The organism is Curtobacterium sp. RM9, assembly GCF_054956955.1.
The window spans coordinates 1,221,357-1,243,869 of the sequence record NZ_CM143271.1; the positions used below are offsets into that span (position 1 = coordinate 1,221,357).

The window sequence follows — 22,513 nt, forward strand, 5'->3', positions numbered from 1 at the left end:
ACCGTGACCAACATCCAAGAGGACACCGAGCCCACGATCGGCGCGCTCGCCGAGGAGGCCGACGGCGCCTCCACCCGGAGCATCGCGACCGCCCGCTCCGCTCGCCGGACCGGCGGCCTGCGCCGGTTCCTGCCCACCATGACGCCGTGGCTCGTCGCCGGCATCGTGCTCATCGTGGGCGTGACCCTGTTCGGCCTGCTCGGCCCGTTCCTGGTGGGCGACCCGAACGCGATCCGGGACTCCGGCATGCAGCCGCCGAGCGGGGACAACCTGCTCGGCACCACCCAGACCGGCCAGGACGTCCTGGCGCAACTGGCGTACGCCACCCGCGGCAGCCTGCAGATCGGGCTGATCGTCGGGGTGCTCGCGACCGTGCTGTCCGCGTTCTTCGGCATCCTCGGGGCGTACCTCGGCGGGATCATGGACGAGGCGTTCTCGCTCTTCTCGAACGTCTTCCTCGTGATCCCGGGCCTGCCGCTCGTCATCGTCATCTCGGGCCTCGTCCCGCAGGAGGCGCGCGGGCTCTGGACGATCGCGATCGTCCTCGCCATCACGTCGTGGGCCGGGTCCGCCCGGGTGCTCCGGGCGCAGACGATGTCGATCCGCAGCCGCGACTACGTGTCGGCCGCCCGCGTCGCGGGCGAACGACCGTGGCGGGTCATCGCGGTCGAGATCCTGCCGAACCTGCTGCCGGTGCTCGCGTCGCAGTTCGTGTTCGCGGTGATCGCCGCGATCCTCGGCGAGGCCGGGCTGTCCTTCCTCGGCCTCGGCGCGTCGAACTCGTCGACGCTCGGCACGATGCTCTTCTACGCGCAGAACGGGTTCGCACTCGCGCAGGGTGCCTGGTGGTGGTTCGTGCCGCCGGGGCTGCTCATCGCGCTGCTCGGCATGGGCCTGTCCCTCGTCAACTTCTCGATCGACGAGGTCATCAACCCGCGACTCGCGAACGTGCGGGCGCAGCGGCGGCGGGAGCGGCAGGCCCGTTCTCGCTCTGGAGGCGCGGCTCGCCTCGACGACACCACCACCGACCGGAAGGGGGTCGCCTCGTGACCCGGGACGCCGTCCTCACCATCGACCACCTCGACGTCGTCTACGAGACCGAACGGCCCGTGCACGCCGTCAGGGACGTGTCGCTCACGCTGGCGCCGGGGGAGATCCTCGGGCTCGCGGGGGAGTCCGGCTGCGGCAAGACGACCCTCGCCTACGCCATCACCCGGCTGCACAAGCCGCCGGCGAAGGTGACGAGCGGCAGCATCACCTTCCACGACCGCGACGGCAGCGACGTCGACCTGCTCGGCCTGAGCGACGAACGACTCCGGGCCGTCCGCTGGTCGAAGCTCTCGATGGTGTTCCAGGGCGCGATGAACGCGCTCAACCCGGTCACCACGATCCGCGCGCAGCTCGACGACGCGCTCGTCGAGCACCGCCGGGGGATGCCCAAGAAGGAACGGCGGGCGATCGCCGAGGACGCCCTGCGTCGCGTCGGCGTCGACCCGGCCCGCATCACCGCGTACCCGCACGAACTGTCCGGCGGCATGCGGCAGCGCGTGATGATCGCGATGGCGATGCTGCTCGAGCCGCAGGTGATGATCATGGACGAGCCGACCACGGCGCTCGACGTCGTCGTGCAGCGGGAGATCCTGCGGGAGATCGTGCGGCTGCGGGACGAACTCGGCTTCGCGGTCGTGTTCATCACGCACGACCTGCCGCTGCTGCTCGAGATCAGCGACCGGATCGCGATCATGCTCCGCGGCGAGGTCGTCGAGTGCGCCACCGCCGCGCGGATCCAGCACGAGCCGCAGCACCCGTACACGCAGCGTCTGCTGCGCTCGTTCCCGAGCCTGTCCGGCGCCCGTGGCGACTTCATCCGCACCGGCACCGGCTTCGAGGAGGTCGCATCGTGACCAGCGTCACCGTCACCCACCTGACCAAGGACTTCCACGTCCGCAAGGGGCTGCGCCGGAACACCCTCCGCGCCGTCGACGACGTGTCCTTCGAGCTCCTGCCCGGGCGGACCGTCGCGCTCGTCGGGGAGTCCGGCTCGGGCAAGTCCACGATCGCGCGGATGCTCGCCAAGCTGGAGACCGTCTCGAGCGGCTCGATCGACGTGCGGCTCGAGGACGGCACCCCGGTGGTCGGCAGCATGTACCGGCGGCACGTGCAGATGGTGTTCCAGGACCCCTTCGCCTCGCTCAACCCGTTCCACTCGATCGAGCACCACATCGCCCGGCCGCTGCAGCTGCACCACCGCACACGTGGTGCGGAGGAGACCCGGGAGCGGGTCCGCGAGCTGCTCGACCGGGTGAACCTCGACGAGGAGTTCGCCACGCGGCGCCCGCACGAGCTGTCCGGCGGCCAGCGGCAGCGCGTCGCCATCGCCCGCGCACTGGCACCCGGCGCACAGGTGCTCGTCGCCGACGAACCGGTGTCGATGCTCGACGTGTCGATCCGCCTCAGCGTGCTCAACCTGATGGGGCGGCTGCAGCGGGAGGACCACCTCGCCGTGCTCTACATCACGCACGACCTGGCGACCGCCCGGCACTTCTCGGACGAGATCCTCGTGCTCTACCGCGGCCGCGTCGTCGAGCGCGGGCCGTCCGACGCGGTGATCCTCGACCCGCACCACGACTACACGCGGCTGCTCGCCGACGCCGCACCCGACCCCGAGCGGATCGACCGGCGGGTGACGGCCGGGCCGGTGGCGGACCGGTCGGCGATCGACAACACCACCTTTTACGACCACGGCCTCGGTGCGTGGGTCGACGCGCCGGTCGCTCCCGTGGCGGCGCGGTGACCGACGGGGTGATCGGCGGCGCGGGCGGCGGTCCGGAGGGGCCGGCATCGGTTGACTGGGTGACGTCCGGGTTCGCCGCCCGGTTCCGGGTCGCGTTGGACGGGCCGGTGGCGCTCGTGTCGTTCGTCCGGTCGGAGGACCCGCTTGCTGACGGGCCTGAGGACCCGCAGCCGCTCGTCGAGCTGTCGACGGTCGGGCACGGGCGTTTCCCGGGTGGGTACCGGCACGTGGACACGACGATCGGAGCGCGACTGCGGTACGTGTCGCACGACACCGAGCCGCACCCGAGCCCGTCGCGGATCGACGTGGCCCGCGGTGGAGACGCGAGCGGGGCGGTGGACGGGACCGACGTCTGGTTCCGGATCGTGCAGGAGGACGCGGCCACGCGCCTCCAGACCGTGTCGGTGTTCCGGGCCCGCGACGGGGTCGCCGCGTTCCAGACCTGGACCGAGGTGTCCGCGACCGAGGGGACCCACGTCCTCGACGCCGTGTCCTCCTTCGCGACCGGCGCGTTCACCATCGACTCCGGCGCCGACGTCGACGCGATGGCGCTGCTGCACGCGGACGACGACTGGGCGGCCGAGAGCCGCTGGCGGACCGACCCACTCCGGGAGATCGGACTCGCCCGCATCGACCGCGAGGCCCAGCACCACCCGCCCCGCAGCCGCGCGGTCGTGCAGAACCGCGGTTCGTGGTCGACCGGCGAGGCGCTGCCGATCGGCGTGCTCACCGCCCCCGGCTACGCCCTCGTGTGGCAGGTCGAACACAACGGTCCGTGGCTGTACGAGCTGGGCGAGACCCGGCGGCACGCGTACCTGCTGTGCAGCGGGCCGACCGACCAGGAGCACCAGTGGACCACGGGCGTCGCACCAGGGTCTCCCTTCGTCTCGGTGCCGGTGTCGGTCGGGATCGCCCGGTCGGTGGACGGAGCGTTCGCGGTGCTGACGGCGCAGCGGCGCGCTCGCCGGGTCCTCCGACCGGCGGACCACGACCTGCCGCTCGTGTTCAACGACTACATGAACACGCTCATGGGCGACCCGACCACCGCGAAGCTGCTCCCGCTGATCGACGCGGCCGCAGACGCTGGCGCCGACCTGTTCTGCATCGACGCCGGCTGGTACGCGGAGGGGCACTGGTGGGACACCGTGGGCGCGTGGGAACCCGCGGCGTCGCGCTTCCCGGGCGGGATCGAGGTCGTGCTCGACCACATCCGAGCACGGGGCATGCGAGCGGGGCTCTGGCTCGAACCCGAGGTCGTCGGCATCCACTCGCCGCTCGCGACCACCCTGCCCGACGACGCGTTCGTGCAGCACCACGGCGTCCGGGTCGCCGAGCACGGTCGGCACCTGCTCGACCTGCGGTCACCCGTCGCACGGGCGCACCTCGACGCGGTCGCCGACCGGTTGTTCGGCACGCTCGGCGTGACCTTCTGCAAGATGGACGACAACACGATGACGGGGCCGTTCCCGGGCATGCTCGAGCACCAGCGCGCGCTGCTCGACTGGCTCGACGGTGTGCAGGCGCGACACCCGGAGCTGCTCGTCGAGAACTGTGCGTCCGGGGCCATGCGTGCGGACGCCGCGATGCTGTCGCGGTTGCACCTGCAGTCCACGTCCGACCAGCAGGACCCGGTGCTCTCCGCGAGCATCGTGGCCGCTGCTCCCGCGGCGATGCTGCCCGAGCAGGCGGGGAACTGGGCCTACCCGGCACCGGGGATGTCGGAGGAGCGCTTCACGCTGTCGCTCGTCAACGGGGTGCTCGGTCGGATGTACCTGTCGGGATACCTCAACGAGATGTCCGACGCGCAGCGGGCGGCCGTGGGCGCTGCGATCGCGGCGCACCGGGAGGTGCTCGGCGTGGTCGAGACGGCGGTGCCGGTGTGGCCGCTCGGGCTGCCCGGGTGGGAGGACCCCTGGGTGGCGCTGGGGCTCCGGTCTGTTCAGGGGGACCTGTACCTGTCGGTGTGGTCGTTGCCGGGCGGACGGTCGTCGGTCGCGGTGCCGATACCCGACCTGGTCGGGCGGCCGGTGTCGGTCACGCCGCTGTTCCCGACCGTGGTCGCGCCATGGGACGTCCGGTGGGACGCGGCAGCGGGGGTGCTGCACGTCGACGACGGCGGCGGCGAGCCGACCGCCAGGGTGTTCCGTGTCCGGAGCGAGGTGGCGGACACGGAGCGGTGAGGACGCGCCACGGATGGCAGCCGGAGTGCGTCTCGGACGGGAGGAACGGTGCGGGCAGGCACCGCGCCTCCCGTCCGCTGCGCTGCACGCCGGTCGCCGTTCGGCGCGACCCGGCCGGACAGCCGGACTTGGCGCGGTGACACCGGGTGCGGGAAGATCGGCGCATGGTGGGGACCGCAGGGCTGTTCGTGCGAGAACCGATGCAGTGGCGGCTCCGCGGCGATCCCTGGCTGTGGCGCGCCCTGGCCGAACGGCTCCGGGACGAGCCACTCCCGGCCACCCGTGGCGCACTCGACGCCGTGCTCCGGACGGCGTTCGCTCGGGAGGTCGGCCGACCGCTCACGTCCCCGCACGAGGACTCCGTCGTCGTCCCGCGGTTCGCCCACGGCGGGATGTCCTCCGGCCTCGTGTCGCTGCCCTGGTGGCGGGACACCGGCCTGCCGGAGCTCCTCCGCAGAGCGGGACTGCCGGGCGCGGAGGTCCGACTCCGGGCCACCCGGGAGGACGACTGGGCGGCGGTCCGGGCACTGCGACTCCGGAACGCCGCGGACAACCCGATCTCGTACGGTGCGACGCTCGCCGTGACCGAGGCGATGACCGAGGACGACTGGCGACTGCGTGCACGCCGCGGCACGGCCACCGACGCCACGAGCGTGGTCGCCCTCGACCGGCGCGGGCGGTGGGTCGGGATGATGAGCGCGCAGGAGCACGCCGCCGACGGCGACGGGGCGCTGCTCACGGGTGTGTACGTCGAGCCCTCCCACCGCGGGCGGCGTGTCGGCGTGGCCGACGCGCTCGCCGCGGAGGTCCTCGCGTGGGCGTCCCTGCACGCTGCGGTGCTGCGGCTGTGGGTGGACGCCGGGCCGGAGGGTGCTCCCGCTCGGGCCTTCTACGAGCGTCACGGCTTCCAGCCGAGCGGGCGCCGGCAGCCCCTCGGCGGCGGGTTCGCCGGCGAGCAGCTCGAGATGGAGCGGCGGCTGTAGTCAGATCAGAGCAGGCCGAGTTCCATCGCCCGGGTCACGGCCCGGGTGCGGTCGCCCACGCCGAGCTTCTCGAACACGTGCCCGAGGTGCGTCTTCACGGTGGTCTCGCTGAGGAAGAGGTGGCGCCCGATGGCCGGGTTCGAGTTGCCCTGCGCCACGAGCTGCAGGACCTCGAGCTCGCGGGGTGACAGCGACGGACCGGCCGGTGCCTTCGCGGTGGCGCGACGGACGAGGGCGGCCGCCGCCGAGGGCGCGAGCGCCGTCTCGCCGCGGGCGGTCGCGCGGAGGCCCGCGAGGATCTCGGACTCCGGCGCGGCCTTGAGCAGGTAACCGGATGCGCCCGCCTCGATCGCGGCGAGGATCTGGTCGTCGGACTCGTACGTGGTGAGGATGAGCACGCGGACGCCGGGCGCGCGGGCGAGGATGCGCGCCGTCGCTTCATCGCCGTCGATGCCGGGCATGCGGAGGTCCATGAGCACGACGTCCGGCCGCTGCGCGAGGACGGTCGACACCGCGCCCTCGCCGTCGCTCGCCTGCCCGACGACCTCGACGTCGTCGGTGTCCTGCAGCAGCGCGACGATGCCGGCGCGGACGATCGGGTGGTCGTCGGCCACCACGACGCGGATCACGGTGTCACCTGGGCGAGCGGTGCTGCGACGGGTCGGTCCGGCACGACGTCGGCCCGGTCGTGCGACGGGTCGGTGGGGAGGTTCGGCTCTGGCCCGGTGGGGAGGCTCGCCTCGATGACGGTGCCCGTTCCGGGCGTCGAGGTCACCGTGCACGTTCCCCCGGCCAGGCCGAGGCGGTCGCGCAGGCCACGCAGGCCGTGGCCCGCGGTCGGGACCGACGCGTCGAAGCCGACCCCGTCGTCCTCGATCCGCAGGCGGACCTGCGGACCGTCCACGTGCACTGCGACCCGCACCGAGGCGGCGCGGGCGTGCGCGCGGACGTTGGCCAGTGCCTCCTGGGCGACACGGAGCAGGACGACCTGCGTGTCGCGGTCGAGCGGGTGGTCAGGGACGTCGACCGAGACGGGGACACCCGTCTCACGCGTGGAGCGTTCGGCGAGGCGGTGGAGAGCCGCACCGAGGCCGTCGCTCGCGATGCCCGCGGAGCCGGCCGCGACGAGCGTACGGGATTGTTCGAGCGCGGTGCGGGCGGCGTCCTCGAGCACGGCGAGGTGCTCGTCGACTCGGTCGAGACGCTCGGTCAGCAGATCGCCCCGCGCTCGCTCGGTCAGCATCACGATGCCGGCGAGGTCCTGCGCGACGGTGTCGTGGATCTCGCGCGCCAGCCGTTCGCGTTCGCTCGTGACGCCGGCGGTGCGGTGTGCCTCGGCGAGGGAGTCCTGCGCGTCGCGGAGTTCGTCGAGCAGGCGCCGACGTTCCTCGGCGAGGGTGGCGACCCGCGTCATCCAGATGCCCATCGCGCACGCCCCGACCACGCTCACGGTCTCGATGAGCACCGTGCTGGTCAGTGCCTGAGGGCCGCCGGACACCAGGAGGCCGAGCGCACTGGCGAGCCCCACGACGCCCGAGAGCAACACGGCGTTCCGGACCCGGTCGACCTGACACCAGACGAGCGGGAAGACGATGCACTGCACGAACGCGGTCGTCGGCGCCACGGCCGGCAGGACGAACGCGACCGCGAGAGCGATCGGCAGGAACGCCGCGGCCGCACGGCGCTGGTCGTACCCGCGCCAGCCGTAGGCCGCGTACGCCACGGCGAACACGACGAGCGCGGCGAACGCCGGCCACCGCGACGCCCACGGCGACCATCCGAACGCCGCGATGACGCCGGTCAGCACCACGGTCGCGGCGAAGAACGCGTGCAGCCACGCGTTCCGCCGTGCGGTGATCGGTTCCTCGTCCATGCCCACAGCATCCCATCCCGTCCGGGCCTCGAGCCGGTTCTCCACAGGGCGGATCACCCGTCTCGACGGTTCCACCGGAAGGTGAGGAGGCAGGCCGCCGTGCCCCCGATCAGCCACGCTGTCAGGACGAGGGCGCCGAGACCGAGGTGCCACGCGCCTCCCGGCTCGGCCGACGCGAACGCGTCGGGCAGGAAGACGGACCGCATGCCGGATGCCATCCACCGGAGGGGGAACGCGCTCGCGACGTTCTGCAGCCAGTCCGGGAGCTGCGTGAACGGCAGGTACACGCCGGAGATGAACTGGAGGACCAGGACGATGGGGACGATCGTGGCCGTGGCGCGGCGACCCTCGCGGGGGAGCGCCGAGATCGCGATGCCGAGCACGCTGCTCGTCGCGACCCCGAGCAGCAGGACGCCGGCGAAGCGGGTCCACGCGCCGCCGTCGGTCGGTAGGTCCACGCCGAACACCAGGGCGGCGATGCCGAGGAGCAGCCCGGTCTGCACGATCGTCGTGACCAGGACCATGCCGAGCTTGCCGACGAAGTACGACAGCACGGGCAGGGGTGTGCCGCCGAGTCGCTTCAGGGTGCCGTCGCTGCGCTCGCCCGCGATGTCCACGCCGAGGGACTGCGTGCCGGAGAGCAGGATGCCCGTCGCCACGAGGCCGGGTAGGTAGTAGGTGGCGTAGTCGACGCTCGTGCCCGGGCCGGCCTGGATGTCGGGCGCGCTGCTGAACGCGACGGAGAACAGGGCGAGCATGACGATCGGGAACAGGAAGGTGAAGAAGACGGCGTCGGGAGCGCGGAAGTAGGAGCGGAGTTCGTACCCGATGCGGTGGACGGCGGTGTTCATGCTGCGGCTCCGGCGATCATGTCGAGGTAGACGTCTTCAAGTGACGGGCGGATGACCTCGAGGTCGTACATCGCGCCCGTGTTGCCGCGGACCAGTGTGGTGGGGTCGGCGGTCCGCTCCTCGTGGGCGACACCGGTCTCGTCCCGCCACCGGACCCGCGGCGTCCTCGCCTCGGCACCACCGATCTCGTCGATCGGCGCGATGTCGAGCAAGCGGCCGTCGGCGATCACGGCAGCCCGGTCGGCCAGGTGCGCCGCCTCGTCGAGGTAGTGCGTGGTGAGCAGGACGGTCGTGCCCTCCGCCCGGACGCGCGCGATCAGGCCCCAGAACTGCCGGCGCGCCTCGGGGTCGAAACCCGTCGTCGGCTCGTCGAGGAACAGGACCTCCGGGCGGCCGATGATCCCCAGGGCGACGTCCACCCGTCGGCGCTGTCCTCCGGAGAGCCGGCTGATCCGGGTGTTGCGCTGCTGCTCGAGGCCGGTTGCGGTGAGGAGCTCCTCGACGCTGCGCGCACGCGGGTAGAACGTCGCGAAGTGCCGGAGCTGTTCGGCGACCGTGACGTTCGGCGACTCCGCGCTGGTCTGCAGGACGATGCCGACGCGGGCGTTGTGACTCCGGCTGCTCCGCGCGGGGTCGTGGCCGAGCACGCGGGCGTCGCCGCCCGTTCGTGTGCGGAAGCCTTCGAGGATCTCGACCGTGGTCGACTTGCCGGCGCCGTTCGGACCGAGGAGGGCGAACGTCTCACCGGGAGCGATGGCGAAGGACACGTCGTCGACGGCGAGCCTGCCGGTCGGGTAGCGCTTGGCGAGGTGGCGGACCTCGATGGCTGTGGTGTCGGGCATGGGTCCAGCCTCGCGGGCCGTGCTGCCTTCCGGATCGGAGGAGCGGTCGGAGCCGCATCCTCCGATCGGAGGATACGGCGGTCGTTCCTCCGCCCCGCCGAACCAGTGTCGACGAGGCGACCGGATGCGATGAGGCGACCGGATGCGGTGGACTCGACCGACCGGCGGACGGGAGGCGCGGTGCGGGCTCGCACCGCGCCTCCCGTCGGTCGGCGGTGCCGGCTGGTCAGCGGCCGAGCGCCGCCCGCAGGTACGGTGCGGTCCGGCTGTCTGCCGACGCCGCCACCTCGGCCGGCGAGCCCGACGCCACCACGCGACCACCGTCGTCCCCGCCCGCCGGCCCCATGTCGACGACGTGGTCGGCCTGTGCGACGACGGACATCACGTGCTCGACCACGACGACGGTGTTGCCGGCATCGGTCAGCCGCGCGAGCTGCGCGGTGAGCAGTTCCACGTCCGCCGGGTGCAGCCCCGTGGTCGGCTCGTCGAGCAGGTAGAGCGTGTGACCAGTCCGCGCACGCTGGAGTTCGGTGGCGAGCTTGATGCGCTGCGCCTCGCCGCCGGAGAGCTCCGGCGCGGGCTGCCCGAGGCGGAGGTAGCCGAGGCCGACGCTGCGCAGGGCGTCGAGCGCGCGTGTGGCGGCAGGGAGGTCGTCGAGTGCCTCGGCTGCCTCGTCGACCGTCATGCCGAGCACGTCCGCGATGGTCGCGTCGTTGCGGCGGACCTCGAGGGTCTCGGCGTTGTACCGAGTGCCGTGGCACTCCGGGCAGGGCGCCCAACTGCCCGGCAGGAAGAGGAGCTCGACGGAGACGGAGCCTTCGCCCTGGCAGACCTCGCACCGGCCGCCCTCGACGTTGAACGAGAAGCGCCCGGCGGTCCAGCCGCGTTCCCGGGCGTCCGCTGTCGCCGCGAACGCCTGCCGCACGGCGTCGAACATGCCCGTGTAGGTGGCGAGGTTCGACCGGGGTGTGCGGCCGATCGGCTTCTGGTCGACCTCGACCACGCGGCTCACGAGGGGGTGCTGGGCCGCGACCGATCGGAGGACCCCGCCGACGAGCGACGACTTGCCGGAGCCGGAGACGCCGGTCACCGCGGTCATCACCCCGAGGGGCAGGTCGACGTCGAGGTGGTCCAGGTTGTGGAGGGTCGCGTCGCGGATCTCGAGGGTGCCGACCGGCGGACGCGGCTCGTGCTCGGGGCGCTCGCCGCCGGGCTGCAGGTAGCGACGGGTGACGCTCTCCGACACCTCGGCGAGGCCCTCGGGCGGGCCGCTGTAGAGCACCCTGCCGCCACCGGAACCCGCGCCCGGTCCGACGTCGACGATCCAGTCGGCCTGTCGGACGATGTCCATGTCGTGCTCGACCACGAACACGCTGTTGCCGCTCGCGCGGAGGTCCTCGAGCACCTGGACGAGGGACTCCGCGTCCGCCGGGTGCAGGCCGGCGCTCGGCTCGTCGAGCACGTAGACCACGCCGAACAGCCCCGACCGGAGCTGCGTGGCGATCCGGAGGCGCTGCGTCTCACCGGGGGAGAGCGTCGGCGTCGCCCGGTCGAGCCCGAGGTAGCCCAGCCCGAGCCCGGTCAGCACCTCGACGCGGGCGAGCAGGTCCGCGGCGATCGACTTCGCCACCTCGGACCGTTCGCCGGACGTGACCCGGCTCTGCGCGGGGGACGGGTCGGTCAGTGTCGCTGCAGGGCGGAGGACCTCGGCGACCTCGGAGAGTGGCAGCGCGTTGAACTCGGCGATGCTCCGTCCGCCGAAGGTCACCGCGAGGGCCGCCCGGGTCAACCCGGACCCGTGGCAGAGCTGGCACGGCCCGGACTCCACGAAGCGCAGCGCCTTGTTCCGCTGCGTCTCGCTCTGCGAGTCGGCGAGGGTGTGCAGCGTGTACTGCCGAGCGCTCCAGAAGCGGCCCTTGTACGGCTTCGCCACCCGGTCACGCTTCGGGTGCACCTCGACGACGGGCTGCTCCTCGGTGAACAGGAGCCAGTCACGGTCCGCCTGCGGCAGATCCCGCCACGGCCGCTCGATGTCGTAGCCGAGCACCGCCGTCACGTCACGGAGGTTCTTGCCCTGCCATGCCCCCGGCCATGCGGTGATCGCGCCGTCGCGGATGGAGAGCGACGGGTCGTGCACCGCGGAGTCCTCGGTCACCTCGTGGGCGATGCCCAGACCGTGGCAGCGCGGACAGGCTCCGGTGACGGTGTTCGGGGAGAACGAGTCCGAGTAGAGCTGCGTCGCGCCCTCCGGGTAGGTGCCGGCGCGCGAGTACAGCATGCGGACCGAGTTGCTCAGCGTCGTGAGCGTGCCGACGGTCGAGCGGGTGCTCGGGGCGCCGCGGCGCTGCTGCAGGGCGACCGCCGGGGGGAGACCGGTGATCTCGTCGACGTGGGGTGTGCTGCCCTGCGCGATGAGCCGGCGCGCGTACGGGGCGACGGACTCGAGGAAGCGGCGCTGGGCCTCGGCGAAGACGGTGCCGAACGCAAGGCTCGACTTGCCGGAGCCGGAGACGCCCGTGAAGGCGACGATGCGGTCGCGGGGGATGTCGACGTCGATGTCCTGCAGGTTGTGCTCACGGGCGCCGCGGACGCGGATGAACGGGTCGGGTTCGGAGCCGGCGGCGGACGTGGGGTGGTGCGGGGCGGCCATTCACCCGAGCGTAGGCGGGGCGGCTGGGTCGCGACCGGCGTGCTCTCGTGGTGACCCTGGGGCGGACGGGAGGCGCGGGGCGGGCGGGTGGCGCGCCTCCTGTCCGGTGCGGGGGCACCCTCAGGGCATCGCCCGCGCCCGGTGGTGAGCGCCCGTGATCGCCGCCCAGGAGTCGAGCGCTCGTTCGACTGCGTCCGCGGCAGCGGCCGTGTCCTCGTGCTCCCACGCCCGGATGACGCGCCAGCCCTCCGAGAGGAGAACGGCGTCGTGCTCGGCGTCGCGCTGCCGGTTGGCGAGGAGCTTCGTCCGCCACAGCTCGGCATTGGACTTCGGGAGATGGGTGTGTTCCTCGCAGTGGTGCCAGAAGCAGCCGTCGACGAAGACGGCGATGCGCGCCCGAGGGAAGACGAGGTCGGGGCGGGCGCGCGTCCGTCTGCTGACCATGCGGTCGACGAAGAACCGGCGGCCGCGGGCGTGCAGGAGCCGACGGAGGGCGAGCTCCGGAGCGGTGTCACGGCGGCCGAAGCGAGCCATGTGACGCCGCCGTTCGTCGGACGCCTCCCACCGCTGCATCCTCCGACGGTAGGCCGCCCGGCCTTCGCGGTGGTGACCGCCGTGTGGATCTGTGGAGGAGCGGTGACTGCGACCCCAGGACGGACGGGAGGCGCGGTGTCGACTGGCACCGCACCTCCCGGCCGACAGGTGGCACAGACGGTGCCCGGGTAGACCGGGAGGATGCAGGTCGTCGGAGTCGAAACGTTCGGAGGGCCCGAAGCCCTCGCCGTCCACGAGGTCCCGGAGCCGCACGCCGGCTCGGGCACCGTCCGGATCCGGGTGCAGGCGTTCGCCGTCAACCCGACCGACACGGGGGTGCGAGCGGGGGAGCGGGACTCGTCGAAGGCCTCGCCCCCGTACGTCCCCGGGATGGACGCCGCCGGCACCATCGACGAGGTCGGCGAAGGCGTCGAGGGCTGGGAGGTCGGCGACCAGGTCATGGCGATGGCACTCCCGCTGTCGGAGCACGGCGGGGCGTACGTCGAACACCTGGTCGCGCCGGTCGGGTCGTTCACGCGGATCCCGGCGGGGCTGTCGATCGACGAGGCCGCGACCGTTCCGATGAACGGGCTCACTGCGCTGCAGATCCTCGCCCGCGCCGGGCTGTCCGAGGGCGACACGCTCGCCGTCACCGGTGCTGCAGGCCTGCTCGGCAACTACGTCGTGCAGCTCGCGAAGCAGCGGGGCATCACGGTGATCGCCGACGCTGCGCCGAAGGACGAGGACCTCGTGCGCTCCCTCGAGCCTGACCACGTCGTGCGGCGTGGCGACGGGTTCGCCGCAGCGGTACGCGCCGTCGTGCCCGACGGAGTCGACGCGCTCGCCGACGCCGCGGTGCAGCGGGAGGAGGTCGTCGACGCGGTCCGCGACGGAGGCTTCTTCGCTGACGTGCGGGGCTGGGAGGGCAACGGCGCCCGCGGCATCCGGTTCGAGCGGATCATGGTGTTCTCGGAGTACACGTCGTTCGACCTGCTCGAGGAGCTGCGGCAGGCGGTGGAGGACGGGGTCCTCACACCGCGCGTCGCTGAGGTGCTGCCCGCTGCGCGGGCGGCGGAGGCGCACGAGCGGCTCGAGGCGGGCGGGACGCGGGGGCGGTTCGTGCTCACCTGGTGAGGTCGGGTCGCCTCGGCGACCGACGATCGGACTGGAGGCGCGGTGCCAGCTGGCACCGCGCCTCCAATCCGTCATTTTGGTCCGGTCTCAGGCGACGCGCCTCGACGCGATCCCGCGCGCCTGATCGGTGGCGCGCCGTTCGCGCCCGGGCGCCATCGGGATACCGACAGTGCGGCTTGCCCGGCCTCGACGATCGTCCCGCTACCATCGGGCCGCGTGAGCAGCGACGTGACGCCTGGGCGGTACCGGCACTTCAAAGGCGCGGAGTACGAAGTAGTCCTCGTGGCGAAGGACGTCGAGACCGAGGAACCGGTCGTCGTGTACCGGGCGCTGTACGGAGAGCGGGGGCACTGGGTCCGGTCGCTGGCTGACTTCACGTCGACCGTGTCCCGCGCCGGGTACGAGGGGCCACGCTTCTCCCGTCTGTCGTGACCATCAGCCAGGCCGGTCCGACGAAGGAGTGAATCGCTCAAGCGGGCCGCGTCGTCGACGATTTCTGAGCAGTTCGGCCGCGACGAACGCGAGCGTGACGCCGATGAACCAGACGATCGTCGCGCCACCCGTCGACGCTGCCGCGAGGTCGGATCCGCCACCGACCGAGGCAGTGACGAGGCCGGGAATACGAGTAGGTACCTCGGTGATGGCAGCGAGGCTCGTCGTGACGATCACCGCGACGACGAGTGTCACGGCGCTGGCGATCATCGACGCGAGAACGACGAGCGTGAAGCGCAACGGGGTCATGGTGTCTCCTGACGACTGGTGATGTCGAACTGCGGCCCTTCGCCGCGATGCAAGTTCTAGCTCCTCCTAGCTGAAACATCAATACCGAGCGGTCCGGCTGGTGACAGCCCTGCGGCGCGGTGCCGGCTGTGGCGCGGCGCCTCCAGTTCGTTGCCGAGTCCGGTCTCAGGCGAGACGCGTCGACGCGATGCCGCCGTCGACGTCGATGGCGCCGCCGTGCAGGAAGGCGGCCTCATCCGACACCGCCCAGCGGACCGCGCGGGCGATGTCGACCGGCTGTACCGGGACGCCCGCGGGGGTGCCCTGCGTCATCGCCGCGAGGACCTCCGCCGCATCCGCGTTCCCCGGCGTCGCGGTCGCGCCAGGCGCCACGGTGACGACGCGGACGCCGCGCTGCCCGTACTCCGCCGCCCAGGCACGAGTGAGCTGTTCGACCGCTGCCTTCGTCGCCGGGTATAGCGCCATGAACGGCACGCCGACCCGGGCCATCCACGATCCGATGTTCACGATGTTGCCGCTGCCGCGCTCGACCATCGCGGGAGCGAGCGCGCCGACGAGGACGTGCGGCGCCCGGATGTTCGTGGCGAGGAGGGCGTCGACAGTGGCGTCGTCGATCGACTCGGTCGGCCCGCCGGGGTAGATGCCGGCGTTGTTCACGAGCACGTCGACGTGTCCTCCGAGCAGGTCACGCGCGGTGGTGGCGAGGGTGCGGACGTCGTCGGCGCTGCTGGAGAGGTCGGCGGTGACGGCGACGGCGCGACCGCCCTGTCGGACGATGTCCTCGGCGACAGCACGAGTGCGGTGTTCGTCGCGGCCGTGCACGGCTACGGTGAGGCCGGCGGCGGCGAGTTCGCGGGCGATCGCCTCGCCGATGCCGCTCGAGGCGCCGGTGACGAGGGCGGTGCGCGGGGTGCTCTGGGCGTCCTGGGTGTTCCGGGGGTTTTGGGTGTTCGTCGTGGTCATGGGTCGATCGTCGGCCGGCCCGAGGTCATGGTCGTTGCCTGGACCCGGAGGATGCTTGCCGGATCCCGTGATCCTCCGATCGGAGGACCCTCGCTGGTTAGGTTGGGTCCGTGAACGACCTCACCGAGCAGCACCTCGACCGGGCGGCCGCGATCGCGTCCTCCCACGCTGCGGTGCTGCACCCCTCGTCGACCGCCGAGGTGTCGGCTCGTCCGGGGTCTGCGCATCACGCCGACGCGCTCGGCCTGACCGTGTCGCGGGAGCACGAGCCGACCGGGATGTTCGACCGGCGGTACGTGCCGTCGCTGTCGGTCGTCCTGCGCGGGCGCAAGCGGTCGATCGTCGGGGAGGACGACCAGCAGTGGGGGCGGGAGCACTTCATCATCACGCCGGTCGACCTGCCGGTCGTCGCGGGGGTGATCGACACCGCGGGAGAGGACGGGTTCGTGTCCGCGGTGTGGAAGCTCGATCCGATCGTGGTGGGGGAGGTCGTGGCGTCGATGGCGGTCGCCGGGGCTGGAGCGGGCGCTCTGGGGGCTTCGGTCCCTCGACTCGGCTCGTGGACGGCGCCGCTCGCCGATGCGTTCGCTCGGCTCCTCGCGCTGCTCGACGCGCCGGAGGAGATCCCGGTGCTGTTCCCGCTCGTCTCGCGCGAGATCGTTCTCCGGTTGCTCCAGACGCCCCAGGCACCCCGGATCACCGCGGCGCTCGACGGGACCGGCAGCTCGGTCGTGGCCGGGGCGACGGCGCTGCTCAACGGTCGGATGGACGAGTCGTGGTCGATGGACCGGCTCGCGCGGGAGCTCCGGGTGAGCGAGTCGACGTTGTTCGCCCGGTTCAAGGAGGCGACGGGGATGTCGCCGGCGCAGTACCTCAAGCGGACGCGGCTGGGGGAGGCGCGGCGGCGGATGGTCGTGCACGGTGCCACCGCGGCGGCGGCTGCCGCCGCGGTGGGATTCCGGAGTGCGTCGCACTTCTCGCGGGACTACCGGGAGGCGTACGGGCGGCCGCCGGCGGCGGATGCGGTGGTGGTGCGGGGAGAGTTGGGGTTGGCTGCGGCGGTTTGAACGGTTGCCATCCGGGAGCGCGCCGGCAGAGTCGGGCAGGCGTCAGGCGCGGCCGGTGCGCTGTTCCATGAGCTTTCGAACAACGCTCACGAGGGAGGGACTGTAGTCAGCCCAGACTTTGTCGATCTGCGAGATGTCGACTTTGCCGGTATGGATCTGCTCGCAGAGTCGAACCCAGGCTTCGCCGGCTGCGTACGTCAAAGCGGCTGCTACCGAAGCGCTCACCGCGCTTCCGGCACCCGGAATCAGCTTGATGAAACTACGAGCCAGAGCCTTGCCAGCGATCTGAGCACCGAGTTGCGCGACGGTCGTCACGGAGAGCATGGTCTTGAACTCGAGGTCGTAGATGGCCGCGATCCGCCCCATCATTCCGAGTTGGATCGGCGCGAGCGTGACTGCGTCGGCGACTGGAATCGGGACGGCCGCCGCGGCAGCTGCCGCTGTAGCAGCCGCAGCGACGACTGGACGAGCGAGCTGGCGCTTCCAAGGAAGGTTGAGGCGTTGTGCGACACGAAACGCGTCCTTCGCGTCGTCGGGTGAAAGGGCAAGCGTCTCCGTCAGCAGATCGCCGAGTCCATGACCCGAGCCCTTTCCGTTCCTGCCTTGGGTTGCGGTGAGGACGATGCTCCGCAGCGGAATCTCTATCGAGTGCTCATCGCTGTCTTTCGGGTCCTCGAGCCATGCCCGGAACTCGTCGACGCCGCGTGGTGCCTTGTAATCCCCGCTCAGGGTCTTCGTCCACGCGACTTTCGTGAGAACGAGTACGACCGGTAGCCCGGCCGAGTCAAGTTCGCGGATCATCTCGATGTCGGCGATCGTCAACCTGTCCGCAGTGGAATTGACGCAGTACCAGACCACGGCGATCTGCTGTTCAGGAGGCTGCGCCGCGATCGATCGCAGGTGATGGCGTAGCGCTACTGCTGGACTGGTCCGCGAACCGATCTCGAAGCCTTCGACATCCCAAATTCCGAGTGTCTGATCGCTGTAGTAGTGCACACCTTCCGTCACGGGCATGCCCTTGCCGACCTTCGCAAGGTCTCGACCGAATACTGCGTTCACCAAGGAGGACTTGCCGACGCCAGTCCCTCCGACGACCGCGAGGTTGAAGCGACCGATTTTGCTCTTGGCGCTCGAGTTAGCTTCGAAGAACGGACTGCTGTCGACTTCAGGAGCGTCATCGGCGCGCTTCTTGGGGTGGTCGGCCATCGGTGCGATTGATCCTCTCGGAAACGGATTGCGGTCGATCACGACCTGCGTGCAAAAGTACCGCAAGCGCCCCGACTCGGAGGCCGAGCCGCGGCGGACGACGGGATCAGCCGACCGCCGCGCCCTTTCGACGGTTGCACGGCCCGCAGAGTATCTGCAGGTTCTTCGCTTCGTTGCTTCCGCCGCGCGAGACGGGGATGACGTGGTCGTACTGCAACTCGTTGGTGTCGCCGCAGATCGCGCACCGGCCGCCATCGCGAGCCCAGACGAGTTGCTTGACGTCCGCTCGGATTGCCCCACGTCGATAACGGACTGGCTCAGTCGGCGTGTTGGCGATGGTGTGCGCTCGAGCGATTGTCGACGCTTGGCGACGGTCGCGGGACACCAGTAAAGCGAAGACCTGCTCGGGGGTGAGCCGATCATTGTCCCAGAACCATCGGTTGCGCAAGCGCCAGTACTGCCGCTCCTTGACTCGACCGATGTAGACCGGCCTGTCCATGGACTGCTCGATCGCAGCGCCGAACTCTTGCTTGCGGAGCTTGCTGCCGACGTAGTAAGTCTGGCGACCAAGCGTCATCTGCACCCGTCCGCGCCGCGTGAGCAGATTGACGCGGTGTTTGATCGAGATGTTCTCGGCCCTGCGCAGCACGAAGCTCTTCCCCTGTCCGTGTCGCTCAGATGCTCGACACGGAATCGATCTTCCCGCCCGATCGCAAGGTCACGGTAGAACCCGTTCGGGGGCGTGACCACGCGGTTCCGCCGCGGCTACTTTCGTTTCTCGTCCCTGGTCCAGCAGACTGTCACCTGCCGCACGACGAGGAGCTGACCTGTGACCCGAGCTGAGAATCGACTCGAGCGGCTCCGTGCCGCGCTTCGCTTCCTCGACGAGCAAGGCGGGAGCGGAGCCAGGCTGGATGTCTGGGAGCACGTGAAGACGCTCGTGCCCCTCGAAGGCGACGAGCTGAAGCCCAATTCAAAGGACAAGCCGCTCGGTGACTCGGATTTTTTTTGGGGCTCGGCAGGCCTGGTCAACGCAGGCTTTCTCGAGAAGCCGCGACGCGGCGAATGGCGCGTGACGGATCTCGGTCGGGAGTACAGCGGCATCGACGTGTCGACCGAGGACTTCGGCGCGGTCCTCAACGCGCGGCAGCGGGAGTTCGACAGGCAGCGCAAAGAGAACCTTGAGCTTCGGCTCGCGACGGAGATCGTTCCCCCGAACTGGCGCGCGGAGATGATCCGTTCGACCAGCGCAATCTTCGTCGACCGTGGCCTCTGTCAGCTCGACTCGGTCTTCGCCCCGGGGCGAGGCGTCTGGCGCGGCGAAGTCGTCGCTGAACTTCGCAGTCGTTTCATCGGGAGGCCCGAGGTCGACGGCGCGGTGTTCCTCGAGAAGGTGGCGACCCAGTTCGACGGCGCCAGCGACGACGCGAAGCTCCTCATGGCTGAATTGCTGTGCTGGCAGGTCCTCCCGCTCGAACAACCAGGGGAGCGGAAGAAGCGCGAGCGGGTGACGTTCCTGCTCGAGCGGATGGAGCACCCAGTCACCATCCCGGCCGAGATCGACGAGGCATTCCGCTCGTGGAGCTTCAACCCCGGGCAGGGCATCTCCGGGCACATGTTCGCGGCGACGTCCGTCCTCATCGAATGTGTCGACGCGTGGCTCCGGCTCGGTGAGGAGGAGCGCGACCGGGCGCTCGATGATCCCACGGCATGGCGAGATGTCGTCACGGCCCTGCCTGGAACGTCCCTGCCCATCCAACGCAATGAGCTCCTCCTACTTGTGCATCCCGGATTCTTCGGGGAGGTCGTTTCCAGTGACGACCGCGCAGCGATCCGCTCTGCGTTCGCAGGTGAGATCGAAGGACAGATGGAAGACGACCCGGACGAGGCCTTCCAGCAGGTCACCATCGCGCTGCAGCAGAAGGCGAAGGGGGCGGCGCTCTTCTACAAGAATCCGCTGCTCTCGCGGTGGCGCATAGCACCGACGCCACCGGGGCCGCTGCCGCACCCGGGTCCTCTTCAGGGTCCGGTCGATCCTCATCTGAAGCAGGGCGTCCGGACCCCCTTCACACACGTGAATGGTGAGTTGGCCGCCGCCCTCCATATGCCCGCGCTGTGGCTCCAGGACACCCTCGACCTCATCGAGCGCCGCAAGCAGGTCATCCTCTACGGCCCACCCGGTACCGGCAAGACCTTTCTCGCCCAGGCTTTGTCGAAGCACGTCACCGACGGCACGGACGGCGACACGATCATCGTCCAGTTCCACCCCACGTACTCGTACGAGGACTTCTTTGAGGGCTTCCGGCCCGTCGCGAACGACGAGAGCGGCAACCTCGCTTTCACGCTCCGCAAGGGCCCGCTCCGCCGACTCGCGGACGCAGCCGCCGCCAACCCTGAGGCGAACTACTTCCTCGTCATCGACGAGATCAACCGCGGCAACATCGCAAAGGTGTTCGGCGAGCTCTACTTCCTGCTCGAGTACCGCGACAGCGAGATCTCGCTGCTCTATAGCGACGAGCCCTTCACCCTGCCGAGCAACATCTTCGTCATCGGCACCATGAACACTGCCGACCGCTCGATCGCGATGCTCGACGCCGCCATGCGGCGGCGCTTCGCTTTCATCGAGCTGCATCCGGAAACCAGCCCCGTCGACAACGTGCTGGCTGGCTGGGTCGCGACTCAGCGCCTCCAGGACGACCGCCCTGAACTGCTGCGCCGTCTCAACGCAGCCATCTCGGACTACGACGCCAAGGTGGGCCCGTCCTTCCTGATGCGCGACCTCGACGACGGCGGCATCGCCGACGTGTGGCGGTACGAGATCCTGCCGCTCCTCGCAGAGCACCACTACGGCGCCGGCGTCGACCTGGAGGCGCGGTACGGCCTGGCAGCGCTGCGTCGCCAGGCGGCGCCCTCCGTCGCGGACGGGGCCGAAGGTGCCGACGCCGCGGGTTGAGCTGCGGGAGGCGGACCAACCGACGCTGCATCGGATGCCGCGCGAGGTCGCGGCCGGTCTCGTCGCCGCGCGGATCGCCGATGTCTCACCGACCTTCGTCGCCGATGAGTACCGCGTCAGCGGTGTGCGGAAGGTCGGGGTCGTGCGGATCGCCGGCCACGACGTGTGGATCCGGCCGAAGACGCCGGTGCGACGGCTGTTCGCGATGCTCGGGTATGCGCGCGCAGGGAGTGCGATCTGGGAGGGCGAGGACTTCGGCTTCGCGGCCGACGAGGACCTCGTGCCCGCGCTGGCGCACGCGTTCGAGCGGCAGGCCTCGCGGGCGCTCGCCGGTGGTGCACTCCGGGGGTACGTGACGCGGGACGATGCGCTGCCGCTCGTGCGGGGTCGGTGGCGGATCGGGGACCAACTCACCCGGCGGGGCGGGCAGCCGCTGCCGGTCGAGGTGTCGTTCGACGACTACGTGGAGGACATCGCGGAGAACCAGCTCGTGCTGACCGCGGCGACGCGCTTGCTGCGGCTGCCAGGGGTCCCAGCCGACGTCGTCGGGCGGTTGCGGCGGGTTGTGCGTGTGCTCGACGGGGTGACGGTGATCCCGTTCGGAGCGCCGGTGCTCGTGGTCCGCCCGGATCGGCGGAACGCACGGTACTCGGCGGTGCTGCCATTGGCATCGCTCGTGTTGTCGGGAGCGTCAATCGAGCAGCGTGCCGGGTCGCTTGTGGGTGCCGGGTTCCTCGTCGACATGTGGTCGGTGTTCGAGGACTTCGTGACCGCTGCGCTGCGGGAGGCTTTCCGGCCGTACGGGGGAGAGCTCGTGGCGCAGTACGCGTCGACGCTCGATGTCGAGGGGACGGTGAAGATCGCGCCGGACCTCGTGTGGCTCGTCGACGGGGAGGTGCGGGCGTGCATCGACGTGAAGTACAAGGTCGAGAAGCACGGGCAGTACCCGAATGCAGATCTGTACCAGATGGCGGCGTACTGCCGGAGGTTCGGGTTGGACGTCGGGCATCTGGTTTACGTGGCGGATCGAGGACATGAGGGTCGCTCGCAGCTCCTCAACGGTCCGTCAATCTGGCTGCACGCGGTGCGGGTCGACGCTGCCCCTCCTGTTCTGGTCGGACAGATCGGTGACATGACCCGGGTAGTTGCGCGCCCGTGATGGATACCCGTGTAATTCCTTCAACCGCGATTGCTTGGTCGCGTTGACGTCGGCATCGCCCGGCGGCGGCATCCCTCGGATCAGCGCATTAGCCGCGCCGCTCGCTGGCCCTATCGCTCAACTGCTCGGCGTGTTACAGCACCTGAGGACGTTTGGGCGCGGCTTGCCCCTCATCCGCCGTTTAGACGTCCTTCGCCTGCTGGAAATCGAGCAAGCTTCAATCAGGACGGCCGCATTGAACGCCTCCATTACCTCGGTCGTCGTCTCCGCAACCGTCTTGCTCTCCGGGTCGTGACACAGTTTTGGCCGTTCGACTGACCCGCCCGCGTGCTCTGAGCCAGCGACTGCTATCCGTTCGCTCCCTTCGAGGAGCGCCCGGCATGACCCCCCGGAGTTACATCAACGAGAACGAGGCTCGGCGGTAAGCCATTGGCTGGGGCGCCAACGGGGGCATCGTTGCTCGCGATGCCACAGTCGTTGCTTCGCCGCGATTTCCATCTCATACGGGAGTGCTGAACTGAGCGTCGGGCGGCGGTCGCCGTCACGGCACGGGCAGTTTAACCGTTAGCGACGGTGGTATGGC

At 70.6% G+C, this 22,513-nt stretch carries 20 protein-coding genes; 10 read left to right on the forward strand and 10 right to left on the reverse strand.

Annotated features, from left to right (window positions below; genetic code table 11):
- The first annotated feature begins 3 nt into the window (after nucleotides 1-3).
- The 5 genes from ACY3FI_RS05775 (at nucleotide 4) to ACY3FI_RS05795 (ending at nucleotide 5,957) form a co-directional block, all read left to right on the forward strand.
- Nucleotides 4-1,050 (forward strand): ABC transporter permease, encoded by a 1,047-nt coding sequence (locus ACY3FI_RS05775; RefSeq protein WP_462549826.1) that lies wholly within the window; start codon nucleotides 4-6, stop codon nucleotides 1,048-1,050.
- On the forward strand, nucleotides 1,047-1,904 hold the full coding sequence (locus ACY3FI_RS05780) for an ABC transporter ATP-binding protein (protein ID WP_462549827.1): 858 nt from the start codon (nucleotides 1,047-1,049) through the stop codon (nucleotides 1,902-1,904). The genes ACY3FI_RS05775 and ACY3FI_RS05780 overlap by 4 nt, the downstream gene beginning before the upstream one ends.
- Entirely contained in the window at nucleotides 1,901-2,794 is an 894-nt protein-coding gene (locus tag ACY3FI_RS05785; RefSeq protein WP_462549828.1) for an ABC transporter ATP-binding protein, read from the forward strand. The genes ACY3FI_RS05780 and ACY3FI_RS05785 overlap by 4 nt, the downstream gene beginning before the upstream one ends.
- Nucleotides 2,791-4,974, forward strand: coding sequence for a glycoside hydrolase family 36 protein (locus ACY3FI_RS05790; protein ID WP_462549829.1), 2,184 nt, complete (start codon nucleotides 2,791-2,793; stop codon nucleotides 4,972-4,974). The genes ACY3FI_RS05785 and ACY3FI_RS05790 overlap by 4 nt, the downstream gene beginning before the upstream one ends.
- Before the next feature lie 164 nt (nucleotides 4,975-5,138).
- Nucleotides 5,139-5,957, forward strand: coding sequence for a GNAT family N-acetyltransferase (locus ACY3FI_RS05795; protein WP_462549830.1), 819 nt, complete (start codon nucleotides 5,139-5,141; stop codon nucleotides 5,955-5,957).
- Between the two features lie 5 nt (nucleotides 5,958-5,962).
- Here the strand turns inward: ACY3FI_RS05795 and ACY3FI_RS05800 are convergent, their stop codons facing one another.
- The 6 genes from ACY3FI_RS05800 to ACY3FI_RS05825 all read right to left on the reverse strand — a co-directional run bounded on the left by ACY3FI_RS05800 (nucleotide 5,963) and on the right by ACY3FI_RS05825 (nucleotide 12,746).
- Nucleotides 5,963-6,586: a response regulator transcription factor gene (locus ACY3FI_RS05800; RefSeq protein WP_462549831.1), complete on the reverse strand. Its 624-nt coding sequence runs from the start codon at nucleotides 6,584-6,586 to the stop codon at nucleotides 5,963-5,965.
- Nucleotides 6,583-7,830, reverse strand: coding sequence for a sensor histidine kinase (locus ACY3FI_RS05805; RefSeq protein WP_462549832.1), 1,248 nt, complete (start codon nucleotides 7,828-7,830; stop codon nucleotides 6,583-6,585). Before ACY3FI_RS05805 ends, ACY3FI_RS05800 begins: the two co-directional genes overlap by 4 nt.
- Before the next feature lie 53 nt (nucleotides 7,831-7,883).
- Nucleotides 7,884-8,681 (reverse strand): ABC transporter permease, encoded by a 798-nt coding sequence (locus ACY3FI_RS05810; RefSeq protein ID WP_462549833.1) that lies wholly within the window; start codon nucleotides 8,679-8,681, stop codon nucleotides 7,884-7,886.
- Nucleotides 8,678-9,523 carry an ABC transporter ATP-binding protein gene (locus ACY3FI_RS05815; protein WP_462549834.1) on the reverse strand — a complete coding sequence of 282 codons (846 nt, stop codon included), beginning with the start codon at nucleotides 9,521-9,523 and terminating at the stop codon, nucleotides 8,678-8,680. The genes ACY3FI_RS05810 and ACY3FI_RS05815 overlap by 4 nt, the downstream gene beginning before the upstream one ends.
- Nucleotides 9,524-9,749: 226 nt before the next feature.
- Nucleotides 9,750-12,173, reverse strand: a complete 2,424-nt coding sequence (locus tag ACY3FI_RS05820) for an ATP-binding cassette domain-containing protein (RefSeq protein ID WP_462549835.1) — start codon at nucleotides 12,171-12,173, stop codon at nucleotides 9,750-9,752.
- Nucleotides 12,174-12,293: 120 nt separating this feature from the next.
- Complete coding sequence (locus ACY3FI_RS05825) at nucleotides 12,294-12,746, reverse strand: very short patch repair endonuclease (protein WP_462549836.1); 453 nt, start codon at nucleotides 12,744-12,746, stop codon at nucleotides 12,294-12,296.
- A 162-nt stretch (nucleotides 12,747-12,908) separates the two neighbouring features.
- Here ACY3FI_RS05825 and ACY3FI_RS05830 point away from each other — a divergent pair, with 162 nt between their 5' ends.
- Both ACY3FI_RS05830 and ACY3FI_RS05835 read left to right on the forward strand, forming a co-directional pair.
- Entirely contained in the window at nucleotides 12,909-13,841 is a 933-nt protein-coding gene (locus tag ACY3FI_RS05830; RefSeq protein ID WP_462549837.1) for an NADP-dependent oxidoreductase, read from the forward strand.
- A 216-nt stretch (nucleotides 13,842-14,057) separates the two neighbouring features.
- The gene (locus ACY3FI_RS05835) at nucleotides 14,058-14,273 is read left to right on the forward strand and encodes a DUF1653 domain-containing protein (RefSeq protein ID WP_462549838.1); all 216 of its coding nucleotides are present in this window, start codon (nucleotides 14,058-14,060) and stop codon (nucleotides 14,271-14,273) included.
- A gap of 3 nt (nucleotides 14,274-14,276) precedes the next feature.
- Here ACY3FI_RS05835 and ACY3FI_RS05840 read toward each other — a convergent pair whose 3' ends face one another.
- Together ACY3FI_RS05840 and ACY3FI_RS05845 are read right to left on the reverse strand one after the other, a co-directional pair.
- Nucleotides 14,277-14,582, reverse strand: a complete 306-nt coding sequence (locus ACY3FI_RS05840) for a hypothetical protein (RefSeq protein ID WP_462549839.1) — start codon at nucleotides 14,580-14,582, stop codon at nucleotides 14,277-14,279.
- A 165-nt stretch (nucleotides 14,583-14,747) separates the two neighbouring features.
- The gene (locus ACY3FI_RS05845) at nucleotides 14,748-15,545 is read right to left on the reverse strand and encodes an SDR family NAD(P)-dependent oxidoreductase (RefSeq protein ID WP_462549840.1); all 798 of its coding nucleotides are present in this window, start codon (nucleotides 15,543-15,545) and stop codon (nucleotides 14,748-14,750) included.
- A gap of 110 nt (nucleotides 15,546-15,655) precedes the next feature.
- On the opposite strand from ACY3FI_RS05845, the gene ACY3FI_RS05850 reads away from it, so the two are divergent.
- Nucleotides 15,656-16,612, forward strand: coding sequence for an AraC family transcriptional regulator (locus ACY3FI_RS05850; RefSeq protein WP_462549841.1), 957 nt, complete (start codon nucleotides 15,656-15,658; stop codon nucleotides 16,610-16,612).
- A 42-nt stretch (nucleotides 16,613-16,654) separates the two neighbouring features.
- Here ACY3FI_RS05850 and ACY3FI_RS05855 read toward each other — a convergent pair whose 3' ends face one another.
- On the reverse strand, nucleotides 16,655-17,818 hold the full coding sequence (locus ACY3FI_RS05855; protein WP_462549842.1) for a DUF697 domain-containing protein: 1,164 nt from the start codon (nucleotides 17,816-17,818) through the stop codon (nucleotides 16,655-16,657).
- A gap of 106 nt (nucleotides 17,819-17,924) precedes the next feature.
- The gene (locus tag ACY3FI_RS05860; RefSeq protein WP_462549843.1) at nucleotides 17,925-18,467 is read right to left on the reverse strand and encodes an HNH endonuclease; all 543 of its coding nucleotides are present in this window, start codon (nucleotides 18,465-18,467) and stop codon (nucleotides 17,925-17,927) included.
- 180 nt (nucleotides 18,468-18,647) lie between these two features.
- Here ACY3FI_RS05860 and ACY3FI_RS05865 point away from each other — a divergent pair, with 180 nt between their 5' ends.
- Nucleotides 18,648-20,771, forward strand: a complete 2,124-nt coding sequence (locus ACY3FI_RS05865) for an AAA family ATPase (protein WP_462549844.1) — start codon at nucleotides 18,648-18,650, stop codon at nucleotides 20,769-20,771.
- A gap of 34 nt (nucleotides 20,772-20,805) precedes the next feature.
- Nucleotides 20,806-21,930 carry an McrC family protein gene (locus ACY3FI_RS05870; RefSeq protein WP_462549845.1) on the forward strand — a complete coding sequence of 375 codons (1,125 nt, stop codon included), beginning with the start codon at nucleotides 20,806-20,808 and terminating at the stop codon, nucleotides 21,928-21,930.
- Nucleotides 21,931-22,513 lie beyond the last annotated feature (583 nt).

What these genes read in the sequence shown, in the direction of transcription:
- ACY3FI_RS05795 (WP_462549830.1), top strand. Translation starts at nt 5,139, where the DNA reads ATGGTGGGGACCGCAGGGCTGTTCGTGCGAGAACCGATGCAGTGGCGG.
- ACY3FI_RS05805 (WP_462549832.1), bottom strand. Translation starts at nt 7,830, where the DNA reads ATGGACGAGGAACCGATCACCGCACGGCGGAACGCGTGGCTGCACGCG.
- ACY3FI_RS05810 (WP_462549833.1), bottom strand. Translation starts at nt 8,681, where the DNA reads ATGAACACCGCCGTCCACCGCATCGGGTACGAACTCCGCTCCTACTTC.
- ACY3FI_RS05815 (WP_462549834.1), bottom strand. Translation starts at nt 9,523, where the DNA reads ATGCCCGACACCACAGCCATCGAGGTCCGCCACCTCGCCAAGCGCTAC.
- ACY3FI_RS05820 (WP_462549835.1), bottom strand. Translation starts at nt 12,173, where the DNA reads ATGGCCGCCCCGCACCACCCCACGTCCGCCGCCGGCTCCGAACCCGAC.
- ACY3FI_RS05825 (WP_462549836.1), bottom strand. Translation starts at nt 12,746, where the DNA reads ATGCAGCGGTGGGAGGCGTCCGACGAACGGCGGCGTCACATGGCTCGC.
- ACY3FI_RS05830 (WP_462549837.1), top strand. Translation starts at nt 12,909, where the DNA reads ATGCAGGTCGTCGGAGTCGAAACGTTCGGAGGGCCCGAAGCCCTCGCC.
- ACY3FI_RS05840 (WP_462549839.1), bottom strand. Translation starts at nt 14,582, where the DNA reads ATGACCCCGTTGCGCTTCACGCTCGTCGTTCTCGCGTCGATGATCGCC.
- ACY3FI_RS05845 (WP_462549840.1), bottom strand. Translation starts at nt 15,545, where the DNA reads ATGACCACGACGAACACCCAAAACCCCCGGAACACCCAGGACGCCCAG.
- ACY3FI_RS05855 (WP_462549842.1), bottom strand. Translation starts at nt 17,818, where the DNA reads ATGGCCGACCACCCCAAGAAGCGCGCCGATGACGCTCCTGAAGTCGAC.
- ACY3FI_RS05870 (WP_462549845.1), top strand. Translation starts at nt 20,806, where the DNA reads ATGCCGCGCGAGGTCGCGGCCGGTCTCGTCGCCGCGCGGATCGCCGAT.